Here is a 20,544-nt window from a genome sequence, read left to right on the forward strand (position 1 = left end):
GTGGCGGGCTAGTCTTCCAACAGTTCTTCGGCCGCAGCCAGAATGTTGTCGACAGTGAAGCCGAACTCTTCGAACAGCGCCGACGCGGGGGCCGACTCGCCGAAGGTATTCATGCCGATAACGCGACCATCCAGACCTACATATTTGTACCAGAAGTCGCCGTGTGCAGCTTCGATGGCAATCCGCGCTCCGACTTCCAGCGGCAGAACGGCTTGCTTGTACTCGGCATCCTGCTGGTCGAATACGCTGGTGCACGGCATGGACACTACCCGTACACGGTAGCCCTGCTCGGTCAGCTTCTCGCAGGCCTGCATAGCCAGGCCCACTTCCGAGCCGGTCGCGATCAGAATCAGCTGCGGCTCGCCGGCGCAGTTCTTCAGCACGTAACCGCCACGGGCAATCGCCGTTTCGGTTTCAGTATCACGAATCTGATAAGGCAGATTCTGGCGCGAGAAGATCAGCGCGCTGGGGCCATCCTTGCGTTCTATCGCGTACTTCCAGGCAACAGCCGACTCGACCGTGTCTGCCGGGCGCCAGGTATCCAGGTTCGGCGTGCTGCGCAAACTGGACAGTTGCTCGACCGGCTGGTGCGTAGGGCCGTCTTCACCCAAGCCGATGGAGTCGTGGGTGAAAACATAGAGCACCCGCACCTTCATCAACGCGGACATACGCACCGCGTTGCGTGCGTATTCCATGAACATCAGGAAGGTCGCGCCGTAAGGAATCAGACCGCCGTGCAACGCCACGCCGTTCATGATCGCGCTCATGCCGAACTCGCGCACGCCGTAATACATGTAGTTGCCGGAAGCGTCTTCCTGGGTCACCGGCTTGCAGCCATTCCACAGGGTCAGGTTGGAGCCAGCCAGATCAGCCGAGCCGCCGAGCAGTTCCGGCAGCAAGGGGCCAAAAGCATGCAGGCAGTTCTGGCTGGCCTTGCGGCTGGCGATGGTTTCGCCCTTGTCCGCCACGTCGCGAATAAAGGCTGAGGCCTTCTCGGAAAAATCGGCAGGCAGTTCACCGGCCATACGCCGCTTGAACTCGCTGGCCAGTTCCGGGAAGGCAGCCTGATAAGCAGCAAAGCGCTCATCCCAGGCGGCTTCAGCTTTGCCACCTGCCTGACGGGCATCCCACTCGGCATAAATATCCTGCGGAATCTCGAAAGGCGCGTGCTTCCAGCCGAGCTTTTCACGCGTCAGGGCGATTTCTGCATCGCCCAGCGCGGCGCCGTGACTGTCTTCCTTGCCCTGCTTGTTCGGCGAACCAAAGCCGATGATGGTCTTGCAGCAGATCAATGTCGGCTTGTCGCTCTTGCGCGCGGTCTCGATTGCGGTCTTGATCTCGTCCGAATCGTGGCCATTGACGTTGCGAATCACCTGCCAACCGTAGGACTCGAAACGCTTGGGCGTGTCATCGGTAAACCAGCCGTGCACTTCGCCATCAATGGAGATGCCATTGTCATCATAAAAGCCGATCAGCTTGCTCAGACCCAGAGTGCCTGCCAGTGAACAGACCTCGTGGGAAATACCCTCCATCAGACAGCCATCACCCATGAAGACGTAGGTGTGATGGTCAACAATGTCATGCCCGGGCTTGTTGAACTGCGCTGCCATGATCTTTTCTGCCAGCGCAAAGCCGACCGCATTGGCCAGACCCTGGCCCAGCGGGCCCGTGGTGGTTTCCACGCCTGGGGTGTAGCCGTACTCGGGGTGACCCGGGGTCTTGCTGTGCAGTTGACGAAAGTTCTTCAACTCGTCAATCGACAGGTCATAGCCGGTCAGGTGCAACAGCGAATAGATCAACATCGAGCCGTGCCCGTTCGAGAGCACAAAACGATCACGATCAGCCCAGTTCGGGTTCACCGGGTTGTGCTTCATATAGTCACGCCAGAGCACCTCGGCGATATCCGCCATGCCCATGGGCGCGCCGGGATGGCCGCTATTGGCTTTCTGCACGGCATCCATGCTGAGGGCACGGATGGCATTGGCACGGTCACGACGGCTGGGCATGGGTAACTCCTGTGGCTGACAAGACAGATGAACCGGGCGCCGTTTCGGGCCGCAGTCCAATTACAAGGCCGGGCATTTTCGCGCAAACAGCGCCCATGGGCAATGAAAACCCCGAGAAACCCCGCAGCGGCTGCACCAGCACCTGAAAATGCCCACGCACGTCGATCACACCGATCTATATCAATTAATTTTGATATAGATCTTGCAGCCCTCCCCTTACCCACCTACACTGCCTGCATGAACCAGATAGCGCACATAGCGCCGCCCCCCTCCAGCGCCACTGAACAGCTCGCCACCTTCTGCAAGGCCACGGGCGACGTTCTGCGCCTGGATATTCTGCGGGTGCTGCGCAATGACTCCTTCGGCGTACTGGAGCTGGCAAGAATTTTCGCCATGCGCCAGTCAGGCATGAGCCACCACCTGAAGGTCCTGGCCAATGCCGGACTGGTCAGTACCCGGCGCGAAGGCAATTCGATCTTCTATCGCCGCAGCCTGCCCGATACCAACCAGCCCTGGTTCGGCGTGCATAGCCAACTGTTGGGCGGTATAGATGCGCTGCCACTGGAAACGGCACTGGCCGAGGCGATAGCCGAAGTCCACAGCCAGCGCGCCGACCTGTCACGGCAGTTTTTCGCGCGCTTTACCGATGGCACCCCAGCCCAGCAGGATCTGATTGCCCATTTCGGCCTGTACCGCGAACCGCTACTGGGCCTGATTGATAGCCTGAACCTGCCGACCAATGCCCTCGCGCTGGAAGTCGGCCCCGGCGAAGGCGGCTTTCTACCCGACCTGGCCAGCCGCTTTGAAAAAGTCGTGGGGCTGGATAACGCGCCCTCGATGCTGGACCGCGCTCGCCAGCAATGTGCCGACGCCGGTCTGAACAATGTCGAATGCCTGCTCGCCGATGCGCTGCAGCCGCTGCCGTTAGCGCCGGCCGATTGTCTGGTATGCAATATGGTGCTGCACCATATGCCCGCGCCGGCGGAAGCGTTGAAGCGTTTTGCCGGTCTGATCAAACCCGGTGGCAGCCTGATCCTCACCGAGCTATGCAGCCATAACCAGAGCTGGGTGCGCGATACCTGTGGCGACCTGTGGCTCGGCTTTGATCAGCTTGACCTGAGTTATTGGGCCGGCGAAGCCGGACTGGTGCCCGGCAACAGCTTGTATATCGGCCTGCGAAACGGCTTCCAGATTCAGCTTCAGCAGTTCAGCAAACCACTTATTGAACACGTTTTCCCAACAGAAGGGACCGCAGCATGAGCGATTACTCCATTTTCACCTCCGAATCCGTCTCCGAAGGCCATCCGGACAAGCTTGCCGATCAGATCTCCGATGCGGTACTCGACGCGATCATCAGCGAAGACAAATTTGCCCGCGTTGCCTGCGAAACCATGGTCAAGACCGGTGTCGCCATCGTCGGCGGTGAAATCACCACCAGCGCCTGGGTGGATCTGGAAGACCTGGTACGCAACGTGATCAAGGACGTTGGCTACACTTCCTCCGACGTTGGCTACGACGGCGATACCTGCGGCGTGATCAACATCATCGGCAAGCAGTCCCCGGATATCGCTCAGGGCGTTGACCGGCAGAAACCGGAAGATCAGGGCGCAGGCGATCAGGGCCTGATGTTCGGCTACGCCAGCAATGAAACCGATGTACTGATGCCCGCGCCAGTGACCTTTGCTCATCGCCTGGTTGAGCGTCAGTCGGAAGTGCGCAAGAGCGGTGCGCTCAGTTGGCTGCGCCCGGATGCCAAATCCCAGGTCACCTGCCGCTACGATAACGGCAAGGTCGTGGGTATCGACGCTATCGTGCTGTCCACCCAGCATAACCCGGACATCAGCCTGAAAGATCTGCGCGAAGCGGTGATGGAAGAGATCGTCAAGAATGTGATCCCGGCCGAGCTGCTGCATGCCGACACCCAGTACCACATCAACCCGACCGGCAACTTCGTAATCGGCGGCCCAGTGGGCGACTGCGGTCTGACCGGCCGCAAGATCATCGTCGACACCTACGGCGGCATGGCTCGTCACGGTGGCGGTGCCTTCTCCGGGAAGGATCCGTCCAAGGTCGATCGCAGTGCAGCCTACGCCGGGCGCTATGTGGCCAAGAACATCGTCGCCGCTGGCCTGGCCGAGCGTTGTGAGATTCAGGTGTCCTACGCTATCGGTGTGGCGCAACCCACGTCTGTATCGATCAACACTTTCGGCACTGGCAAGATCAGCGACGACAAGATCGTCAAACTGGTCCGCGAGCACTTTGACCTGCGCCCCTATGCCATCACGCGCATGCTCGACCTGCTGCACCCGATGTATCGCGCCACCGCAGCCTACGGTCACTTTGGCCGCACGCCGGTGGAGATGACGGTCAAAGGCGATACCTTTACCGCGTTCCCCTGGGAAAAGACCGACAAGGCCGAGCTGTTACGCGCCAGCCTTTAAGGCTAAAGCCTAACGGCGATAGCCGTCATGGCATGCTTTGCAGGCCTGCTGTACCGCCTGCATAGCACTGGTTACTTGCTCGGGACTGTCGAGGCCCTTGACAGTAATGAGGTTCAGGTCCGTTACGGCCGCCTGATACTGACCGATGCGCTCGGCGAAGCCGTCAGCGTCGGACCAGACTTCGGGCATCGCAGCATTGGGCTGAGGATTGTTCTGGTCAGGTTCAGAAAAATGTTTCCAGGGCGCGTCGGCCAATCCGGCCAACTGCTCCGCATGGCCGGCGAAAGCTTCGCCATCAAAGGCCAGACGTCCTGCGAGCATGCCGCCCATGGGTTCGCTGTGCTGCAGAAATTGCTGGAACACGGCCTGGCGCTGGCCTTCGGGCGAAGCCGGGTCGGCTTGCTGATTGCCACAGGCCGTCAGCAATAGCGACAAAGACAGGCAAGACAGAATTTTCAGGGTGGGGACTGGCTGCATGGTTTCTTCCCGAGGTGAGACCAAAAGCGGGGGACAGTATCACGGCTCCCGTTAAGCCGGCCAAGTACGTGCTGTTGCAGCATGTGCCTGACCTAACAATTTTGACCCCGCTCGAGGGGCGCTGCAGCGACCGAAGGCTTTTCCGCTAGCACTGAGTGCTTGCGTGGAGACTTGGGGTCGGACCGTCGATGGCAAGGATGCCATCGATGAGCCTACAGGGATGTATTCACGGCGAGTCCGGCCCCGAGTCTCCACGCGTGCACGCTGCCAGCAGAAGGCCAAAAGAGGTCGTCAGGCTCGAGCGTTGTCGTTAAAGAAACAACCGCGCCCATTCGCTAACTACGAATGGAGTAATCGCATGAGTGCTGTAATGAAAGACAAGAACTTTACTGACTACAAGGTTGCCGATATCAGCCTGGCCGACTACGGTCGCCGTGAAATCATCATCGCCGAATCGGAAATGCCCGCGCTGATGGCCATGCGCAACAAGTACAACGCCGAGCAGCCACTCAAGGGCGCGAAGATTCTTGGCTGTATTCACATGACCATCCAGACCGCCGTACTGATCGAAACGCTGGTTTCTCTGGGTGCTGAAGTGCGCTGGTCCTCGTGCAATATCTTCTCCACACAGGATCACGCCGCAGCCGCCATCGCTGCCGCCGGCGTTCCGGTCTTTGCCTGGAAAGGCGAAACCGAAGAAGAGTACGAATGGTGTATCGAGCAGACCATCCTCAAGAATGGCCAGCCCTGGGACGCCAATATGGTCCTGGATGACGGCGGCGATCTGACCGAAATCCTGCACAACAAATACCCGGCGATTCTCGACCACGTGCACGGCGTGACCGAAGAAACCACCACCGGCGTACACCGCCTGCTGGACATGCTGAAAAAAGGCACGCTCAAGGTGCCGGCCATCAACGTTAACGATTCCGTGACCAAGAGCAAGAACGACAACAAATACGGTTGCCGTCACAGCCTGAACGATGCCATCAAGCGCGCCACCGATCACCTGTTGTCCGGCAAGCAGGCGCTGGTCATCGGTTACGGCGACGTGGGCAAGGGCTCGGCACAATCGCTGCGCCAGGAAGGCATGATCGTCAAGGTCAGCGAAGTCGACCCGATCTGCGCGATGCAGGCCTGCATGGACGGTTTCGAGCTGGTTTCCCCGTTCAACGACGGCATCAACGACGGCACTGCCGAGTGCATCAACACCAACGTACTCGGCCGCATCGACCTGCTGGTGACCACCACCGGTAACGTCAACGTCTGCGACGCCAATATGCTCAAGGCATTGAAGAAGCGCGCCATCGTCTGCAACATCGGGCACTTCGACAACGAGATCGATACGGCTTACACCCGCGCCAACTGGCATTGGGAAGAAGTCAAACCGCAGGTTCACAAGCTGCACCGCACCGGCAAGGACAACTTCGACGCCAGCAATGACGACTATCTGATCCTGCTGGCCGAAGGCCGACTGGTTAACCTGGGTAACGCCACCGGGCACCCCAGCCGCATCATGGACGGCTCTTTTGCCAACCAGGTACTGGCGCAGATCCACCTGTTCGGTCAGGGCTATGCCAAGCTGTCAGCCGAGAAGAAAGCTGAGCTGCTGCGTGTCGAAGTACTGCCGAAGAAGCTCGACGAAGAAGTCGCATTGGAAATGGTCAAGGGCTTTGGTGGCGTGATCACCAAGCTGACCAGCAAGCAGGCCGACTATATCGGTGTCAGCGTCGACGGTCCGTTCAAGCCGGAAGACTACCGCTACTAAAATCAGCGACAGGCCAGGGCATCAAACTTCACACGAAGTCTGATGCCCTGGCCTGAAGCTCGCGTGAGACAGAGCATGAGTATAGAAACAAAGAAACCGGTGAGTTTTGAGTTCTTTCCAACCAAAACCGAAGCCGGACACGAAAAATTGATAGCTACCGGCAAGGCGCTGGCGGCAGAAAACCCCGAATTTTTTTCGGTCACCTATGGCGCTGGCGGGTCTACCCGAGACGGCACGTTGAAGACCGTATTGCAACTGGACCAGGAAGTGCAGGTGCCTACGGCCCCGCATCTGTCCTGTGTTGGCGACAGCAAGGAAGACCTGCGCAGCCTGCTGACCTTGTACCGCGAATCTGGCATCAAGCGTATCGTTGCCCTGCGTGGCGACCTGCCCTCCGGCATGGGTCAGGCCTCCGGTGAATTGCGCTACGCCAACGAGTTGGTCGAATTTATCCGTGCCGAGACCGGTGATCACTTTCATATCGAAGTGGCTGCCTACCCCGAAGCCCATCCCCAGGCCCGGCATTTTGAAGCGGATTTGGAGAACTTCATTCGCAAGGCGAAATCCGGCGCAGATAGCGCCATCACCCAGTACTTTTTTACCGCCGACTGCTATTTCTATTTTGTCGATCGGGTGCGCAAGGCTGGCGTGGACATCCCTATTGTGCCGGGCATCATGCCGATCACCAATTACAGCAAACTGGCGCGCTTTTCTGACGCCTGCGGCGCTGAAATTCCGCGCTGGATTCGCAAGCAGCTTGAGTCCTACGGCGACGATAGCGAAAGCATCGCCGCATTTGGTACACAAGTAATTACCGAATTATGCCAACGTCTGATTGACGGCGGCGCGCCGAGCCTGCATTTTTATACCCTGAACCAGGCAGAACCGAGCCTGGCCGTATGGCGCAATCTGCACGGCAAGTAGTACGGTTCAAGCGTTCCATCAAGCATGAGTGCAAAACGACCGTATGAAGCTGTTCTCTCTGACGATACTGCTCTGGCTGATGGCTTGCATGAATGTGCAAGCCGGATCAGTGCATATTGTCAGTGAGGATTGGCCACCCTTTATTTACGCAGAAGACGGCGAGATAAAAGGGGCCGACAAAGACATTACCGAGCAGGTGCTCAACCAACTTGGCTACCAGGTAACCTGGCAACTGATGCCATGGAGACGGGTATTGCACGATGTAGCGACCGGCGCTGCCGATGCGATTCTTGACATAGCTCCGCACGAGGAACATCAGGACACATATCTGTTCACTGGCGAGCCGTTATCCAGCCACGAAACCGTGCTGTTCCATGACCTGCGGCGTCCTTTTGCCTTCAATGATCTCGGCGACCTGAACGGCCTGGTGATCGGCGTCTCCCCAGGCTACCTGTACAACAATTCCGAATTCATCGGGTCAGACGCCTTCTTCCGCGAGCCCGCGCCCAGCTTCGAAGCCAACTTCCAGAAACTCCTGCGCGGCCGTGTCGACCTGGTAGCGATGAGTCGCCCGGTCGGCATTTACACCAGTCGCACGCTAGGCATCGAAAATCAGATCAGTTTCCATCCGCAACCATTGAGTAGCAGCGATTTTTATCTGGCGTTTCATCGTGCGGAAAAATGGCAGGACCCCACCGAAGAGTTTTCCCGAGCATTACGGGAGTTCAAGAAAACCAAGCAGTACCACGAAATACTTCAGGAATACGGCCTTCAGTCCGACGACGGTTTCTTGAGCCTGGCTGCCCCCTAACCGCCGGGCAGACCGCACTGCGCTGTAGCGCGCTTTCTGTTATACTCCGCGCTCTTCATTATCGGCCGCACGGACAACCCCTGTTCGCAACGGCCATCACAGGGTTATCTGAATGTCCTTTGCTACTCTCGGTCTCTCCGACGTGCTCGTGCGCGCCGTTGCTGCCACTGGTTATACCTCTCCTACTCCCGTCCAGGCCCAAGCCATCCCCGCCGTACTTGAAGGTCGCGACCTGATGGTCGCCGCTCAAACCGGTACCGGCAAGACGGCAGGCTTTGCTCTGCCGATTATCGAAAAGCTGTTCCCTGGCGGACACCCCGATTCTACCCACCGCCGCGCGCCAAAACAGGTTCGCGTACTGGTGCTGACACCGACGCGCGAACTGGCTGCCCAGGTGCATGAAAGCTTTGTTACTTACGGCGGCGAGCTGCCAATGAAAACCGCCTGCATTTTCGGCGGTGTGGGCGCTAACCCACAAATGAAAGCCATTGCTCCCGGCCTGGATGTGCTGGTTGCCTGCCCCGGTCGCCTGCTGGATCTGGTCGGCCAACGCGCTGTGGACCTGTCCAAGGTAGAAATCCTGGTACTCGACGAAGCTGACCGCATGCTCGACATGGGCTTTGTGCATGACGTCAAGAAAGTCATCGCCAAACTACCCAGTCAGCGTCAGAGCCTGCTGTTCTCGGCAACTTTCTCGAAAGAGATCACCGAGCTGGCCAACAAGCTGCTGGACAATCCGGCGCGGATTCAGGTTACCCCGCCTAACACCACGGTCGAACGCATTTCACAGACGGTTTATCGTGTCCCTGCCGGCCACAAACGCGCGCTGGTTGCTCACTTGATTACCATGGGCGCCTGGGAACAGGTACTGGTCTTCACGCGTACCAAGCATGGCGCCAACCGCCTCGCCGAGTACCTGGACAAGAACGGCCTGCCCGCTGCAGCGATTCATGGCAACAAGAGCCAGAGCGCTCGCACCAAAGCCTTGGCCGACTTCAAGGCCAACAAGCTGCGTATTCTGGTCGCTACCGATATCGCCGCACGCGGTCTGGATATCGATCAGTTGCCACACGTGGTCAACTTTGAGCTTCCCAATGTTTCCGAAGACTACGTGCACCGCATCGGCCGTACCGGTCGTGCCGGTCGCAGCGGCGGCGCCGTGTCGCTGGTCAGCCCGGACGAGGAGAAACTGCTCAAGGCCATCGAACGCATGACCAAGCAGCAGATTGACGAAGGCACGCTGGAAGGCTTTGAGCCACCGGCGCAGGGCGAACTGAACAGTGATCGTCCCGAACGTGCGCGCGGTGCGCCCAGTGCCGGCCGAGGCCAACGCCCCGCCGGTAACGGTGCAGGTGCCGGTCGTGGCCAAGGCCGTAGCGACAAGCCACGCTCGGAAAAGCCACGCAGCGACAAGCCGCGTAGTGATCGCCCACGCAGCAACCAGCCACCGCGTGCTGCTCGCCCCAATAGCGAGCCACAGGACAGCGTGAGTGAAGAGCGCCGGCATCAGGCACACGGCAACAAGGCTGCGCCAAGCACGCCGCGTACTGATAGCCCGCGCAAGCCAGCCGGCAATCGACCACAGCGTGAAAAACCTGCACTGTTTGGCCGTTAAGCCAATCTAGCTGCAAAAAAAAACGGGCCTTGAATGGCCCGTTTTTTTATCTTCCAGTTCTCAAGCAACCAGCCCAGGTACCTGTCGATTCGGCTGGCGCGCCCTTGCTATTGCATCAGGTACGCTCGCCTACCAACTCCGGCTTTGCCTGCTGCTTGCGAGCGGCATAGTGTTTGTTCAGGTCCGGCATCTCCACCGATAACAAGTGCCCGTCTTCATCATTATGGACGGTCAGCACCTGCTGCTCCTGAAGCAGCTTGGTCAAGCGCGGGTCCACCCCGAAACTGCTCGACAGGGTTGCATCACTCATAATTGGCACGCGCTTACGGCGCTCGAAGCCGGCTGCCTGCTTCCTGCGATAAGTCGCCCAGATACTGAGAATACAAGCCACCAACAGGCTCAGGACCAGATACAACAGCAAGCTGTCCAGCCCCGATAGAAGCTGGGTACCCATCTCGATTCGCGGCCCCTGCTTTTGATCGTCGATCAAGTCGATGATGCCGTTGTACATCAACCAGATGAACACCACCCAGGCAATAACCGTCAGGATGATATCAACCAGGCGGGGCAACCAGTGCCGCGGCGTATGTATCAGATTCATTTTTCGCTCCTCGCAATACCACGGTCCGGGCTAATCCAGCGCGCACGTTCCTGCCGCGGTCTGAGCATGACCCTCGGAAAGCTCGCCAGGGTGGTGAACAACGTAATGGTCCAGAACACCAGCGGGTACCAGATAACCCAGAACAGCGTGCGCCCGAGCTTCTCCTCATAGCGACGCTCAATGAACAGACTCAGGCTGAACTGCATCAGACAGACAGAGGCCAACACCAGGCCGGTGAACCCAGGCGGCACGATGCGCACCACTTGCAGACTCTCGGGCAGCACGAAAAACAAGCCCAGTGCCCACAGCACAACCGTAATGGCGAAGGTGAAAGCCCACACCGCCGAGAGACAGAATTCGATCAGCAACGGCCACATATAACGGAAGCGCCATTTCCAGATACTGGCGATATTCTTGCGCAACACCTCGGCACCGCCGCGTGACCAGCGCAAGCGCTGTTTCCACAAACCCCGTAGCGTTTCCGGCATAAGGATCCAGCACAGTGCCCGCGGCTCATAGAAAATCGACCAGTGATCGAGCTGTAACTTCCAGCTGATGTCGATATCTTCGGTGATCATATCCGGGCTCCAATACTCGACCCGGTCCAATGCACTGCGGCGGAAGGCCGCGACCACACCCGAGACCGTGAACACTCGGCCATACACTCGCTGCGTCCGCTTGATCAAACCGATGATCGAGGAAAACTCCCCGACTTGAATTCGCCCGATCAACGTGGAGCGCGTCCGAATCCGGGGATTACCGGTCACGGCGCCCACACGCGGATTCTCAATCAGTGGCGCGACCAGATAGGCAACGGCGTCTTCGGCTAGCAGCGCATCGCCGTCAATACAGACCAGATATTCGCTGCGCGCAGCCAGCGCACCCATGCGCAAAGCGACTGCCTTGCCCTGATTCTTGGCCAGATGCACCACGCGCAAATGGGGATTTTGCTCGGCAAGCTGATCCAGCAACTCACCCGTGTCATCGCTGGAGCCGTCGTTGATCGCCACCACCTCGATGTTCTCATAGCGCTGCGCCAGCGCCGCCCCAACGGTTTCCGCCACGCGCGGGCCTTCGTTGAAGCAAGGTATCAGGATGGATACCAGCGGATTGCCCACTAACTCGGGAGCAGGCACGTCACCATCGCGCGACCAGGGCCACTTGCGCTCCCAGTTCAACCAGAAGAACAGCCCCCCGGCGATCCACAACGCAGACATCAGCAGCGGGTAGAAAAACACGAAGTTAAGCAGCAGTGTGCCGGTAATGGCCAGGGCCAGGGCCAACGGGCCCAGCAACACCAGCACCAACACCAGAATGGCAATAATCCGTTCTTTCATCGCTGGGTACTCCACGCATTGGACAATGCCGGGCGTACCAGCTCGAGGCGCGGATTATCAGTATGGAAATCATCCGGGTAGTAGCCAAAGTGACGTACTCCCTCCCATTGCAGACGATGCATCCAGCTCACCAGCAGCTCGCTATCGATCGGACCTTCCTTACCCACGCGCCAATCGCGGGCCTGCAATTCAAAGATGGTCTTGTCCATCGCATCAGGGTACTGCTTGACCTGTAGCACCAGACGCGACAGCCAGGCGTCGGAATCTGCTTTGCTGACCCCCTCCATCAAAGGCATCGCCATGATGGCGGTCCAGTCATAGTTGTTCAGGAAGTCATGCATGTTCTGCGCGAACCAGGCCTCGCTTTCCGGCTCGAGGATCGGCATCGCAAATATGTTCCTGGCGGTCTTCACCTGCGGCCCGCGAATGGCCTTGACCTTATCCGCCAGCTCCAGAGTGAAATCGATCAGGTACTGGCTCTTGAAACGCGTCCAGGCAGCCATTTGCTCCGGATCAGACCGTAATGCATTCAAATCCGAATGCAAACCTACTGCCGCATAAGCTTCACGTGCGGCACTACCGGCATCTTCAAAATCCGACAGCAGCGCATCATCATGGAACAGCAGGCCCTCAAAACTGGCACTGGCGGCCAGGTCTTCATATATCTCGCCTACCTGCTTGCGCACCCTGGGATCGAATGGTGAAAGCCGCTGGTACTGCACCGGGTTCACTGCCGCGTCACTACCGCCCGCGGCGTCAATCGCGGTCACTCGGGGCAATGCCGGATCCAGATCAAAACTCAAGACCGGCATCCAGGCAAAGACATCAACGCCCGCCCGGGTACGCAACTGCCAGGCAGCGCGATTAAACAAGTCAGCACGCATAGGCAGGTGACGGTTGGGAAAGTACAGCTCCTTGACCGTGCCGTCGCCGGTGGGATCAGCGTAAGCCTGCAGAAATACGGTATTGATGCGCAGATCGGCGATACGCTGAATCAACACGCCCAGGTTAGCCTCCATCTGCACCGGGTCGGGATCATAAACGTAATCCAGATCCACATGAGCAATCCGCTTTGCCGCGGTATTCTGCATACCGCTGACGGCCGCAGCGAAGCTTTGCGTGCTGGGATCTTCCCCGATCAGATAACGCCCGGTATCACGAAGGTTCTGCACCGTCGCCAAACCACCTTCCAACGTCATCGCCATCTGGTAGCCGTTCCTGTCTATCACTTCCAGCGCCATGCCACTGGCAGCGCCATACGGCCATACCCAGACCCGCGGGCTGCGCCCGGTGACCTCACGTAATTTCTGACTGATCCGCTGAACATCGGTATTCAACCGGGCCTTATAGGCCTCGACTGTTTCGTACTGACCGGTGGCCGAATCATATTGGCGATTGGCCGCTGCAGGCAGCATGTTGCCCTGCACGTTAGCCAGGGTACCGAAGTGCAGATTATCGGTATGAGCTGCAATCTCGACCAATCCCGAGTCGGCTATCTCGCGAATGTCCGCGCGGGTGGCGAAACGTTCACGCGGTACGGCAAGACCGCCAAAATCAACCGGCTGATCTGCCGGCGTATCCATCCAGGCACCCACCGGTGCCAGCACGGCTGGCCACTGATAGGCTCTGAGTACCGGCAGCACCCGCTCCCGGAAACTGCTGAAGCCGTCATCGAAGCTGAGCAACACAGCCTTTGCCGGCAGATCCGCGCCGCCTTGACGAGCCTCGAGAATCTGATCGATAGAGACGGCCTGATAGCCGTTCTCGCGCAACCAGGCAAGCTGGTCGAGCATGTTCAAGGTGCGCACTGACAGGAAGGTGTTGTCCGGATTGGCATCCTGCACATCATGGTAGACCAGCGCCAGAACATGGTTTTTTGGCCATTCAGCTTCCCCGAGGGCTTCCGGTCGATCCTGCGGGGCGGTGAAAGGTATCGTCTGTTGTGCACAAGCGGCGCTGAGCAACAGGGTCAATAACAGGAAAATTCGACCGAGCACTATCATCACAGTCCCTTGAATCGGAAGTTGACGTCGAGGACAAGCCGGTATTCCTGCTCGCGATCCCCATCATAGGGTCTGCTCAAGGCAGACAGCAGGAAGCCACTGTCAAACACATCATTCATGCGTAGACGCTGCCCATAACCGAGCAAACCCATGCCCCCGCCACCGAAGTCGCGCTGATCGTAATATCCCAGGCCGAACTGCAGATCCTGACTCCAGACAGTCTCGTAGCGACGATGCAGAATGTGCGACAGATTCAGCGTAGAGAGCACGCTGGCATCCGACTCCGGGTTGAAGTAGGGACCTTCGCCGCCCTGGCTGTTGCGGCTGGTGGACAATTCCAAACCCGCGTCGAGGATCATGCGTGGGGCGGTAAATACCCGCTGACTGCCGTCTAGCACCAGGCTCAAGCGGTCGTTACCATCGCTGAAGGACATCGGCAGGACAGTCAGGCTGACTTCCCGCCGCTCGCTTTCACGCCAGCGCGCGTAGCCGGTGAGGCTGTCTGCGTCGATGTTGCTGTTCAACGCACGAAGTGGCGTTGATGCCGACAGCAGTTCAGCTGACCAGCCGTACTGCCAGACATCACTCGCATCGTGGACACCCGACAGCCTGGCGCCCGCGCGGCGGCCAAAGCCAAATTCGTGACTGGAGAATTCCGCCTCCAGGGTGTTGTTGCGTATGCGGTGCTCGATACCGGCACGCAGCCAGTCGTGATCCGCATCACCCTCTTCAAACTCACCGCGGCCGATACCACCTCCGGCGAACACCCGCCAGTCTTCCTTGAATGGCGAGCTGTACACTACTGTTTCCAGGCCAAAGTCGCTGCCGCCAGAAACGCTGTCTTCATCGCTTTTGCCGCGATAACCGGCAATCCGCAACTCGGCCATATGATGAACGTCGCGCAAGCGGTCTACGCGTTGAGCACGAAGATTCTCCGGAAAGCGCTCTACCAGGTCGTCGGCCAGCACATCAGCTTGCCGCCATTCCTGCAGTGTCAGGGCATTCAGAGCCTGGCCCGCTTCGACGTCTACGGTTCTGGGCGCAGTATTTTCAGCAATCTTCAACTGCTCTTCAGCGCGCCGTGGCCAACCTCGGGCGACATAAACGCTGGCGCGGCTGGTGCGCAAGGAGACGTTGCCTGGGGCGGCGTCGGACAAGCTATCAAAAGCCTGCTGAGCTGCTGGCAAGTCGTCACGGTAAAGGGCGTTATTGGCGACCAGAATCTGACTGTCGAGCCATTTATTGTTCGGCCGGCCCTGGGGTACGCCCAAGGGATAAATGCGTTCAGGCTGCGCCTCGGCCAATTGCTTGCTGAGCTGATCGGCCTCCTCCAGCTCTTCGCTTTCAATCAACGCGTAGTAGAGGCTTTGGTGATCACTCAACCAGCTCTGGTCCTTGTCGTTGCTGGCAGCAATGACTTCACGGTACAGCTCGGCAGACAGCTCGGGCTGGCGTAGATAGAGCATGGCACTGGCGGCCCAGCGCAGCGCATATGGCGGCAGGACAACCTGCATGTCTTTCAGTGCATAGTACTCATCAACCACACCCTGCATGTCCACGCGGGCATGCAAGGCGCCCATACGGTCAACCCGGACACGAATGACTTCGACCTGAGCTTCGGGCAAGGCTTCCCACTCTTGCATCATTGCGTCAGCCTGAGCCAGTGCCCGGTCGGCTATCACAAAGCGCTCGGATTCGGAACGCGTTGACGTGTCGGCCAGGCGCACGCGCTCAGCCAGAGCGTCGGCGCGCATGATACGCAGCTCCTCGTCGCCCAGCAGTTCGGGATGCTGCTCGGCAATGCCCAGAGCCAGCACCGGCAGACCCGCGCGCTGCAGCGCAAACAGATACTCGCGCAACACATCGCGCCGGCCGGGGGCCAGCTTCCAAGCCCGGTCATACTCCGCCAACGACGCATGCTGCTGCCCGTCATGCATCAATGCATAACCCAGCGCCAGGCGCGCTTCCAACTGCTTGGGAGCCTGTTCGGTCCATACCCGGGCACGCTTGATCGCGGCCGGCGTTTGGCCCATATCGGCCATGGTCATCAACTGCGCCTGCAGCAGATCGGCTCGAGCCGGCGCCAGAGAGCGGGCAAGCAGAAAGCCATTCACCGCCTCTTCCCACTCGCCGCGATTGCGCCGGGCACGCGCCATTGCCGCTACGGTATCGGGATTTTTTGCATAGAAAGCGGTATTGGACTGATAGAGCCGCAACACTTCGTCATCTTCACCCGCCCAACTGGCTATCAGTAGAAGATCAGTTTGCTGAACCGGGGTCAGCGAGGGGAGTTGGCGCAGGTAGTCCAATGCAGGCTGCTGGTCGCCAAGGCGAGCACGCTCTATCAGATCAACATAAGCCTGATCAGCCCAGACAAGGCTGGAGCCCAAAGACAAACCCAAGGAGAAACAGCAAGCAATAACTCGCCTCCCTGCTAAGTTACTGAGCAAATCGGTCACTCCTTTTGTAACGCGCAAATACAGCAAAGAGCCATGCACGACGAACCGTGATGGCTTATTAGTATCAAGACAATACTATAGTATTATTAATTGTAACGCGGAATGATACTAAATTGACGCTTTATTTATTAATGGGCCGCATAAGACATTTTTTTGGCGCACTGAAACAAAAAGAGCCGCCAAAGCAAGGCGGCTCTACTGCAGGGTTAGACAACCTGCTACTGACACTAGTGCAACTTATTCCTCTAGCAAGGTAAGCGCTTCGCCGAGCACCTCTACCGATTCGCTGTGTTTACCCGCCTTGTGCAGACTTTCACCCTCAGCGCGCAATTCCTGAACGCGCTCCAGAACCGCAGGATCCGAAGGTGGATTGCTCTCAAGCAAGGCATCAATGCGCTCCATGTCGGCAGGGCAATGCATGGCAAACAATGGCGTACTCAGTAAGGCAGTGACGAAGAATATGGCAATGCGGCGCATGTAGCGTACCTCCGTTAACAACAATGGATAAAAATAGCTCCGGCTAAAGTATAGACACTTTACGGCCAGCGGCTCCCCGCGCAGCCCATGCCACTACACACAGGGAAATCACGAGCTATAGTTACCAGGCGGCAAGCTACCGACGTAGCCCCAGAAGACGTGCAAAGACAAACACGACGATAAAGGAGCATCCAGTGATGCACGTAAAGCATGGAATGTTTCGGCCTGACGCGGCTCGGCCTGACGTGGCGCGGCCTGACGTGGCGCGGCCTAACGAGGCTCGGTCGGAAGCGACTCGGCCTGGTTTGGCACTGCCTATTGCATCAAGATCTGCCTTCACTTTACTGCTGCTCGGCTTATGGAGTACCGGCCTGCACGCGCAGAGCATCACGCCACAGCCGGAGCCCGGCTTATGGCGCAGCGAAGCGACCACCCTGATCAACGGAAAGGATCTGCAGGCAGCCTTGCGCACGGCCCAGGAAGATATGTTCAAGGACTTACCGGAAGAGCAGCGGGCCATGCTAAGTGGAGCGCTCGGCAACCCACCCGAGATAGGGGTGGACATGGAGTGCATCAGTGCCGAGGACGCGCGCAATCTCACCAACCCCGAGAAGCTCATCGACAGCGCCCGGAAGGACATGCCCGAATGCACGTTGCAAGCGGAGGAAGCCAGCGAGTCCAGCCTGCGGGTGATCGGCAATTGCACCGGAAGCGACGGCTTTAACGGCGACATGCATGGCGAACTGACCATGGTCAGTTCGCGAGAAATGCGTACACGTTTCACCGGCAAGGGTGTCATGCAGTTAGACGCCGAGCAGGCGCCGAAACAGTTGCAGCACATGGCCACCGGCGAGCCGGTGAATATTGAGCATAGCGAGAAATCCACCTGGGTCTCGGCGGACTGCGGCGCCCTGCAATCCTCTGAATTCAATTACTGACAAGAATCACTGGCTAACCAGCCACTCACGCAGGACCTCCGACCCATGCTGGTCCAGCATGGGTGGTGGCAGGCGATAACTGACAGGCGTTCGCGACAGACGAATCGGATTGGCCACCAGCTCCAGCTCTCCGGACAAAGGGTGTTCCATCCTGATCTTCAAGCCACGCGCCTGCACCTGTGGATCAGCGAACACCTGTTCCAGGTTATTGATCGGGCCACAGGGCACACCCGCCTGCTCCAAATCAGCAATCCATTGCGTAGTGGTATGAAATACCGTGACTTGCCGTATCAGCGGAATCAACTCGGCCCGGTGCGCGACCCGCGCGGCATTGCTGGCAAATCGACCGTCCAGCGCCCACTCAGGATGGCCAGCGACGCCGCAGAACTTGGCAAACTGCGCATCATTACCCACCGTGAGAATGAAATCACCATCGGCCGTGGGGAAATCCTGATAAGGCACGATATTCGGATGCGCATTGCCCATGCGCCGCGGAGGCTGGCCAGTAGTCAGATAATTAAGGCTCTGATTGGCCAGGCAGGCAACCTGGACATCCAGCAGCGCCAGATCAATGTATTGACCTTGCCCGCTACGCTCCCGCTCGGCCAGCGCAGCCAGAATCGCGTTGCTGGCATACAGCCCGGTGAGAATGTCCGTCAGCGCCACGCCAACCTTGACCGGCCCAGCGCCGGCCTCATCATCCGCGCGCCCGGTCACACTCATCAAGCCGCCAAGCCCCTGAATCATGAAGTCGTACCCGGCGCGCTGGGCATAAGGCCCATCCTGACCAAAGCCGGTGATCGAGCAGAAAATCAGCCGCGGATTGATCGCCTGCAGACTGGCGTAATCCAGCCCATAAGCTGCCAACCCACCAACTTTGAAATTCTCGATCAGCACATCCGCGTGCCTTACCAACTCTCGCAAGCTCTGCTGGCCCTGCGGCTGGGTGAAATCGATTGCCAGTGAACGCTTGTTACGGTTGGCAGACAGATAGTAGGCCGCTTCCGAGGTATCTCGCCCCTGCGTATCCTTGAGATACGGCGGCCCCCAGGCGCGAGTGTCATCGCCCACCACCGGTCGCTCGATCTTGACGACGTCAGCGCCCAGATCGGCCAACATCTGCCCCGCCCAGGGACCAGCGAGAACACGGGATAAATCGAGAACTTTCAGACCGGACAGTGCGTCCATGACAGCAGCTCCAGACGGCAAGCTTGTTGAAGTGGCAAGCTGGCCGTGCGAATTGAGGAAGTTTAACCAATGCAAACAACAAGGCGCCCCTGTAGAGCGCCTGAAAACCAACAGATCAGCCACGGCAAACCGAGCCCCTGAGCCCGGCTTGCCTATACCTTCAGAAGAAAGCCTGAAGGCCGGTCTGCGCACGACCCAGAATCAGCGCATGCACATCGTGGGTACCTTCATAGGTGTTGACCACTTCCAGGTTGACCACGTGACGGATGACACCGTACTCGTCGGAAATACCGTTACCGCCGAGCATGTCACGGGCAACGCGAGCGATATCCAGCGACTTGCCGCACGAGTTGCGCTTCATCATCGAGGTAATTTCCACCGCCGCAGTCCCTTCATCCTTCATGCGACCCAGACGCAGGCAGCCTTGCAACGCCATGGTGATTTCGGTCTGCATATCGGCCAGCTTCTTCTGAATCAGCTGCGTCTGCGCCAGTGGACGGCCAAACTGCTTGCGGTCCAGCGTGTACTGGCGAGCGGTGTGCCAGCAGAACTCTGCAGCCCCTAGAGCACCCCAGGAAATACCATAGCGTGCGGAGTTCAGGCAGGTGAACGGACCTTTAAGGCCGGTGACGTTCGGCAGCATGTTCTCTTCGGGCACAAACACATCTTCCATGACGATCTGGCCGGTAATGGAGGTACGCAAACCTACCTTGCCCTTGATCGCCGGAGCACTGAGACCTTTCCAGCCCTTCTCCAGAATAAAGCCGCGAATCACGCCGTCATCGGTCTTGGCCCAGACTACAAAAATGTCAGCAATAGGGCTGTTGGTAATCCACATTTTTGCGCCCTTGAGCGAATAACCACCGTCCACTGAACGTGCACGGGTAATCATTGAGCCCGGATCGGAACCGTGATCAGGTTCGGTCAGACCGAAGCAACCGATGTGCTCGCCGCTGGCCAGCTTGGGCAGGTACTTCTGTTTCTGCTCTTCACTACCGAACTCATTGATCGGCACCATGACTAGCGAGGATTGCACGCTCATCATTGAACGGTAACCGGAATCGACGCGCTCTACTTCACGGGCGATCAAGCCGTAGCAAACGTAATTCAGCCCGCTTCCGCCGTACTGCTCAGGAATAGTCGCACCCAGCAGACCCAGCTCACCCATTTCGCGGAAGATCGACGCGTCAGTGTTCTCGTGGCGAAACGATTCCAGCACCCGCGGCATCAGCTTGGCGTTGCAATACTGCGCCGCAGAATCACGCACCATGCGCTCTTCTTCAGTCAACTGAGAATCAAGCAGCAGCGGATCAATCCAGTTAAAACTAGCTTTGGAATCGGCCATGGGAACTCCGTAGTGATATATGAGGTAAGCATCGCGGGGATACTCTTGAGTGGCAATAAGACTAGACCCCTTTACCCCACACGGCAAACGCGTTTTATTCAGCAACCTGTGCTATTTTGGAACTCCGTAAAACCTGCTACAAGCTACAAGAGCA

The 20,544-nt window shown here is 58.4% G+C and carries 15 protein-coding genes, 1 pseudogene and 1 riboswitch; of the genes and pseudogenes, 7 read left to right on the forward strand and 9 right to left on the reverse strand.

From position 1 onward, the window contains the following. Positions 1 to 8: 8 nt before the first annotated feature. On the reverse strand, positions 9 to 2,006 hold the full coding sequence (gene tkt / locus EAO82_RS19330; RefSeq protein ID WP_096347037.1) for a transketolase: 1,998 nt from the start codon (positions 2,004 to 2,006) through the stop codon (positions 9 to 11). 237 nt (positions 2,007 to 2,243) lie between these two features. Between tkt and EAO82_RS19335 the strand changes: the two genes are divergently transcribed. Both EAO82_RS19335 and metK read left to right on the forward strand, forming a co-directional pair. Further along, on the forward strand, positions 2,244 to 3,266 hold the full coding sequence (locus EAO82_RS19335) for an ArsR/SmtB family transcription factor (RefSeq protein WP_096347036.1): 1,023 nt from the start codon (positions 2,244 to 2,246) through the stop codon (positions 3,264 to 3,266). Next, positions 3,263 to 4,447, forward strand: a complete 1,185-nt coding sequence (metK, locus tag EAO82_RS19340) for a methionine adenosyltransferase (protein WP_096347035.1) — start codon at positions 3,263 to 3,265, stop codon at positions 4,445 to 4,447. Before EAO82_RS19335 ends, metK begins: the two co-directional genes overlap by 4 nt. A gap of 9 nt (positions 4,448 to 4,456) precedes the next feature. Here metK and EAO82_RS19345 read toward each other — a convergent pair whose 3' ends face one another. Then, positions 4,457 to 4,924, reverse strand: coding sequence for a c-type cytochrome (locus EAO82_RS19345; protein ID WP_096347034.1), 468 nt, complete (start codon positions 4,922 to 4,924; stop codon positions 4,457 to 4,459). Positions 4,925 to 5,031: 107 nt separating this feature from the next. Next, positions 5,032 to 5,261, forward strand: a riboswitch (S-adenosyl-L-homocysteine riboswitch). Between the two features lie 21 nt (positions 5,262 to 5,282). Here EAO82_RS19345 and ahcY point away from each other — a divergent pair. The 4 genes and pseudogenes from ahcY to EAO82_RS19365 all read left to right on the forward strand — a co-directional run. After that, positions 5,283 to 6,692: an adenosylhomocysteinase gene (gene ahcY / locus EAO82_RS19350; protein WP_096347033.1), complete on the forward strand. Its 1,410-nt coding sequence runs from the start codon at positions 5,283 to 5,285 to the stop codon at positions 6,690 to 6,692. Positions 6,693 to 6,767: 75 nt separating this feature from the next. Then, complete coding sequence (gene metF / locus EAO82_RS19355; protein ID WP_096347032.1) at positions 6,768 to 7,616, forward strand: methylenetetrahydrofolate reductase [NAD(P)H]; 849 nt, start codon at positions 6,768 to 6,770, stop codon at positions 7,614 to 7,616. A gap of 43 nt (positions 7,617 to 7,659) precedes the next feature. Beyond that, on the forward strand, positions 7,660 to 8,427 hold the full coding sequence (locus EAO82_RS19360; protein ID WP_096347031.1) for a substrate-binding periplasmic protein: 768 nt from the start codon (positions 7,660 to 7,662) through the stop codon (positions 8,425 to 8,427). Positions 8,428 to 8,539: 112 nt separating this feature from the next. Further along, positions 8,540 to 9,997, forward strand: a pseudogene (locus EAO82_RS19365) (DEAD/DEAH box helicase); the annotation flags it as partial. Between the two features lie 160 nt (positions 9,998 to 10,157). Here EAO82_RS19365 and pgaD read toward each other — a convergent pair. The 5 genes from pgaD to EAO82_RS19390 all read right to left on the reverse strand — a co-directional run bounded on the left by pgaD (position 10,158) and on the right by EAO82_RS19390 (position 16,919). After that, positions 10,158 to 10,643 carry a poly-beta-1,6-N-acetyl-D-glucosamine biosynthesis protein PgaD gene (gene pgaD, locus EAO82_RS19370; RefSeq protein WP_096347030.1) on the reverse strand — a complete coding sequence of 162 codons (486 nt, stop codon included), beginning with the start codon at positions 10,641 to 10,643 and terminating at the stop codon, positions 10,158 to 10,160. Beyond that, positions 10,640 to 11,980: a poly-beta-1,6-N-acetyl-D-glucosamine synthase gene (pgaC, locus tag EAO82_RS19375; RefSeq protein ID WP_096347029.1), complete on the reverse strand. Its 1,341-nt coding sequence runs from the start codon at positions 11,978 to 11,980 to the stop codon at positions 10,640 to 10,642. The genes pgaD and pgaC overlap by 4 nt, the downstream gene beginning before the upstream one ends. Then, on the reverse strand, positions 11,977 to 13,983 hold the full coding sequence (gene pgaB, locus EAO82_RS19380; RefSeq protein WP_096347028.1) for a poly-beta-1,6-N-acetyl-D-glucosamine N-deacetylase PgaB: 2,007 nt from the start codon (positions 13,981 to 13,983) through the stop codon (positions 11,977 to 11,979). Before pgaB ends, pgaC begins: the two co-directional genes overlap by 4 nt. After that, on the reverse strand, positions 13,983 to 16,433 hold the full coding sequence (gene pgaA / locus EAO82_RS19385; protein ID WP_174959049.1) for a poly-beta-1,6 N-acetyl-D-glucosamine export porin PgaA: 2,451 nt from the start codon (positions 16,431 to 16,433) through the stop codon (positions 13,983 to 13,985). The genes pgaB and pgaA overlap by 1 nt, the downstream gene beginning before the upstream one ends. Positions 16,434 to 16,679: 246 nt before the next feature. Further along, on the reverse strand, positions 16,680 to 16,919 hold the full coding sequence (locus EAO82_RS19390; RefSeq protein WP_096347026.1) for a hypothetical protein: 240 nt from the start codon (positions 16,917 to 16,919) through the stop codon (positions 16,680 to 16,682). Between the two features lie 197 nt (positions 16,920 to 17,116). On the opposite strand from EAO82_RS19390, the gene EAO82_RS19395 reads away from it, so the two are divergent. Continuing rightward, positions 17,117 to 17,857, forward strand: coding sequence for a DUF3617 domain-containing protein (locus EAO82_RS19395; RefSeq protein WP_096347025.1), 741 nt, complete (start codon positions 17,117 to 17,119; stop codon positions 17,855 to 17,857). Positions 17,858 to 17,863: 6 nt separating this feature from the next. Here the strand turns inward: EAO82_RS19395 and EAO82_RS19400 are convergent, their stop codons facing one another. Together EAO82_RS19400 and EAO82_RS19405 are read right to left on the reverse strand one after the other, a co-directional pair. Continuing rightward, positions 17,864 to 19,045 carry a CaiB/BaiF CoA transferase family protein gene (locus tag EAO82_RS19400; RefSeq protein ID WP_096347024.1) on the reverse strand — a complete coding sequence of 394 codons (1,182 nt, stop codon included), beginning with the start codon at positions 19,043 to 19,045 and terminating at the stop codon, positions 17,864 to 17,866. 160 nt (positions 19,046 to 19,205) lie between these two features. Continuing rightward, on the reverse strand, positions 19,206 to 20,390 hold the full coding sequence (locus EAO82_RS19405; protein ID WP_096347023.1) for an acyl-CoA dehydrogenase: 1,185 nt from the start codon (positions 20,388 to 20,390) through the stop codon (positions 19,206 to 19,208). Positions 20,391 to 20,544: the final 154 nt, after the last annotated feature.

It is taken from the genome of Halopseudomonas pelagia (assembly GCF_009497895.1).
GTDB lineage: Bacteria > Pseudomonadota > Gammaproteobacteria > Pseudomonadales > Pseudomonadaceae > Halopseudomonas > Halopseudomonas pelagia_A.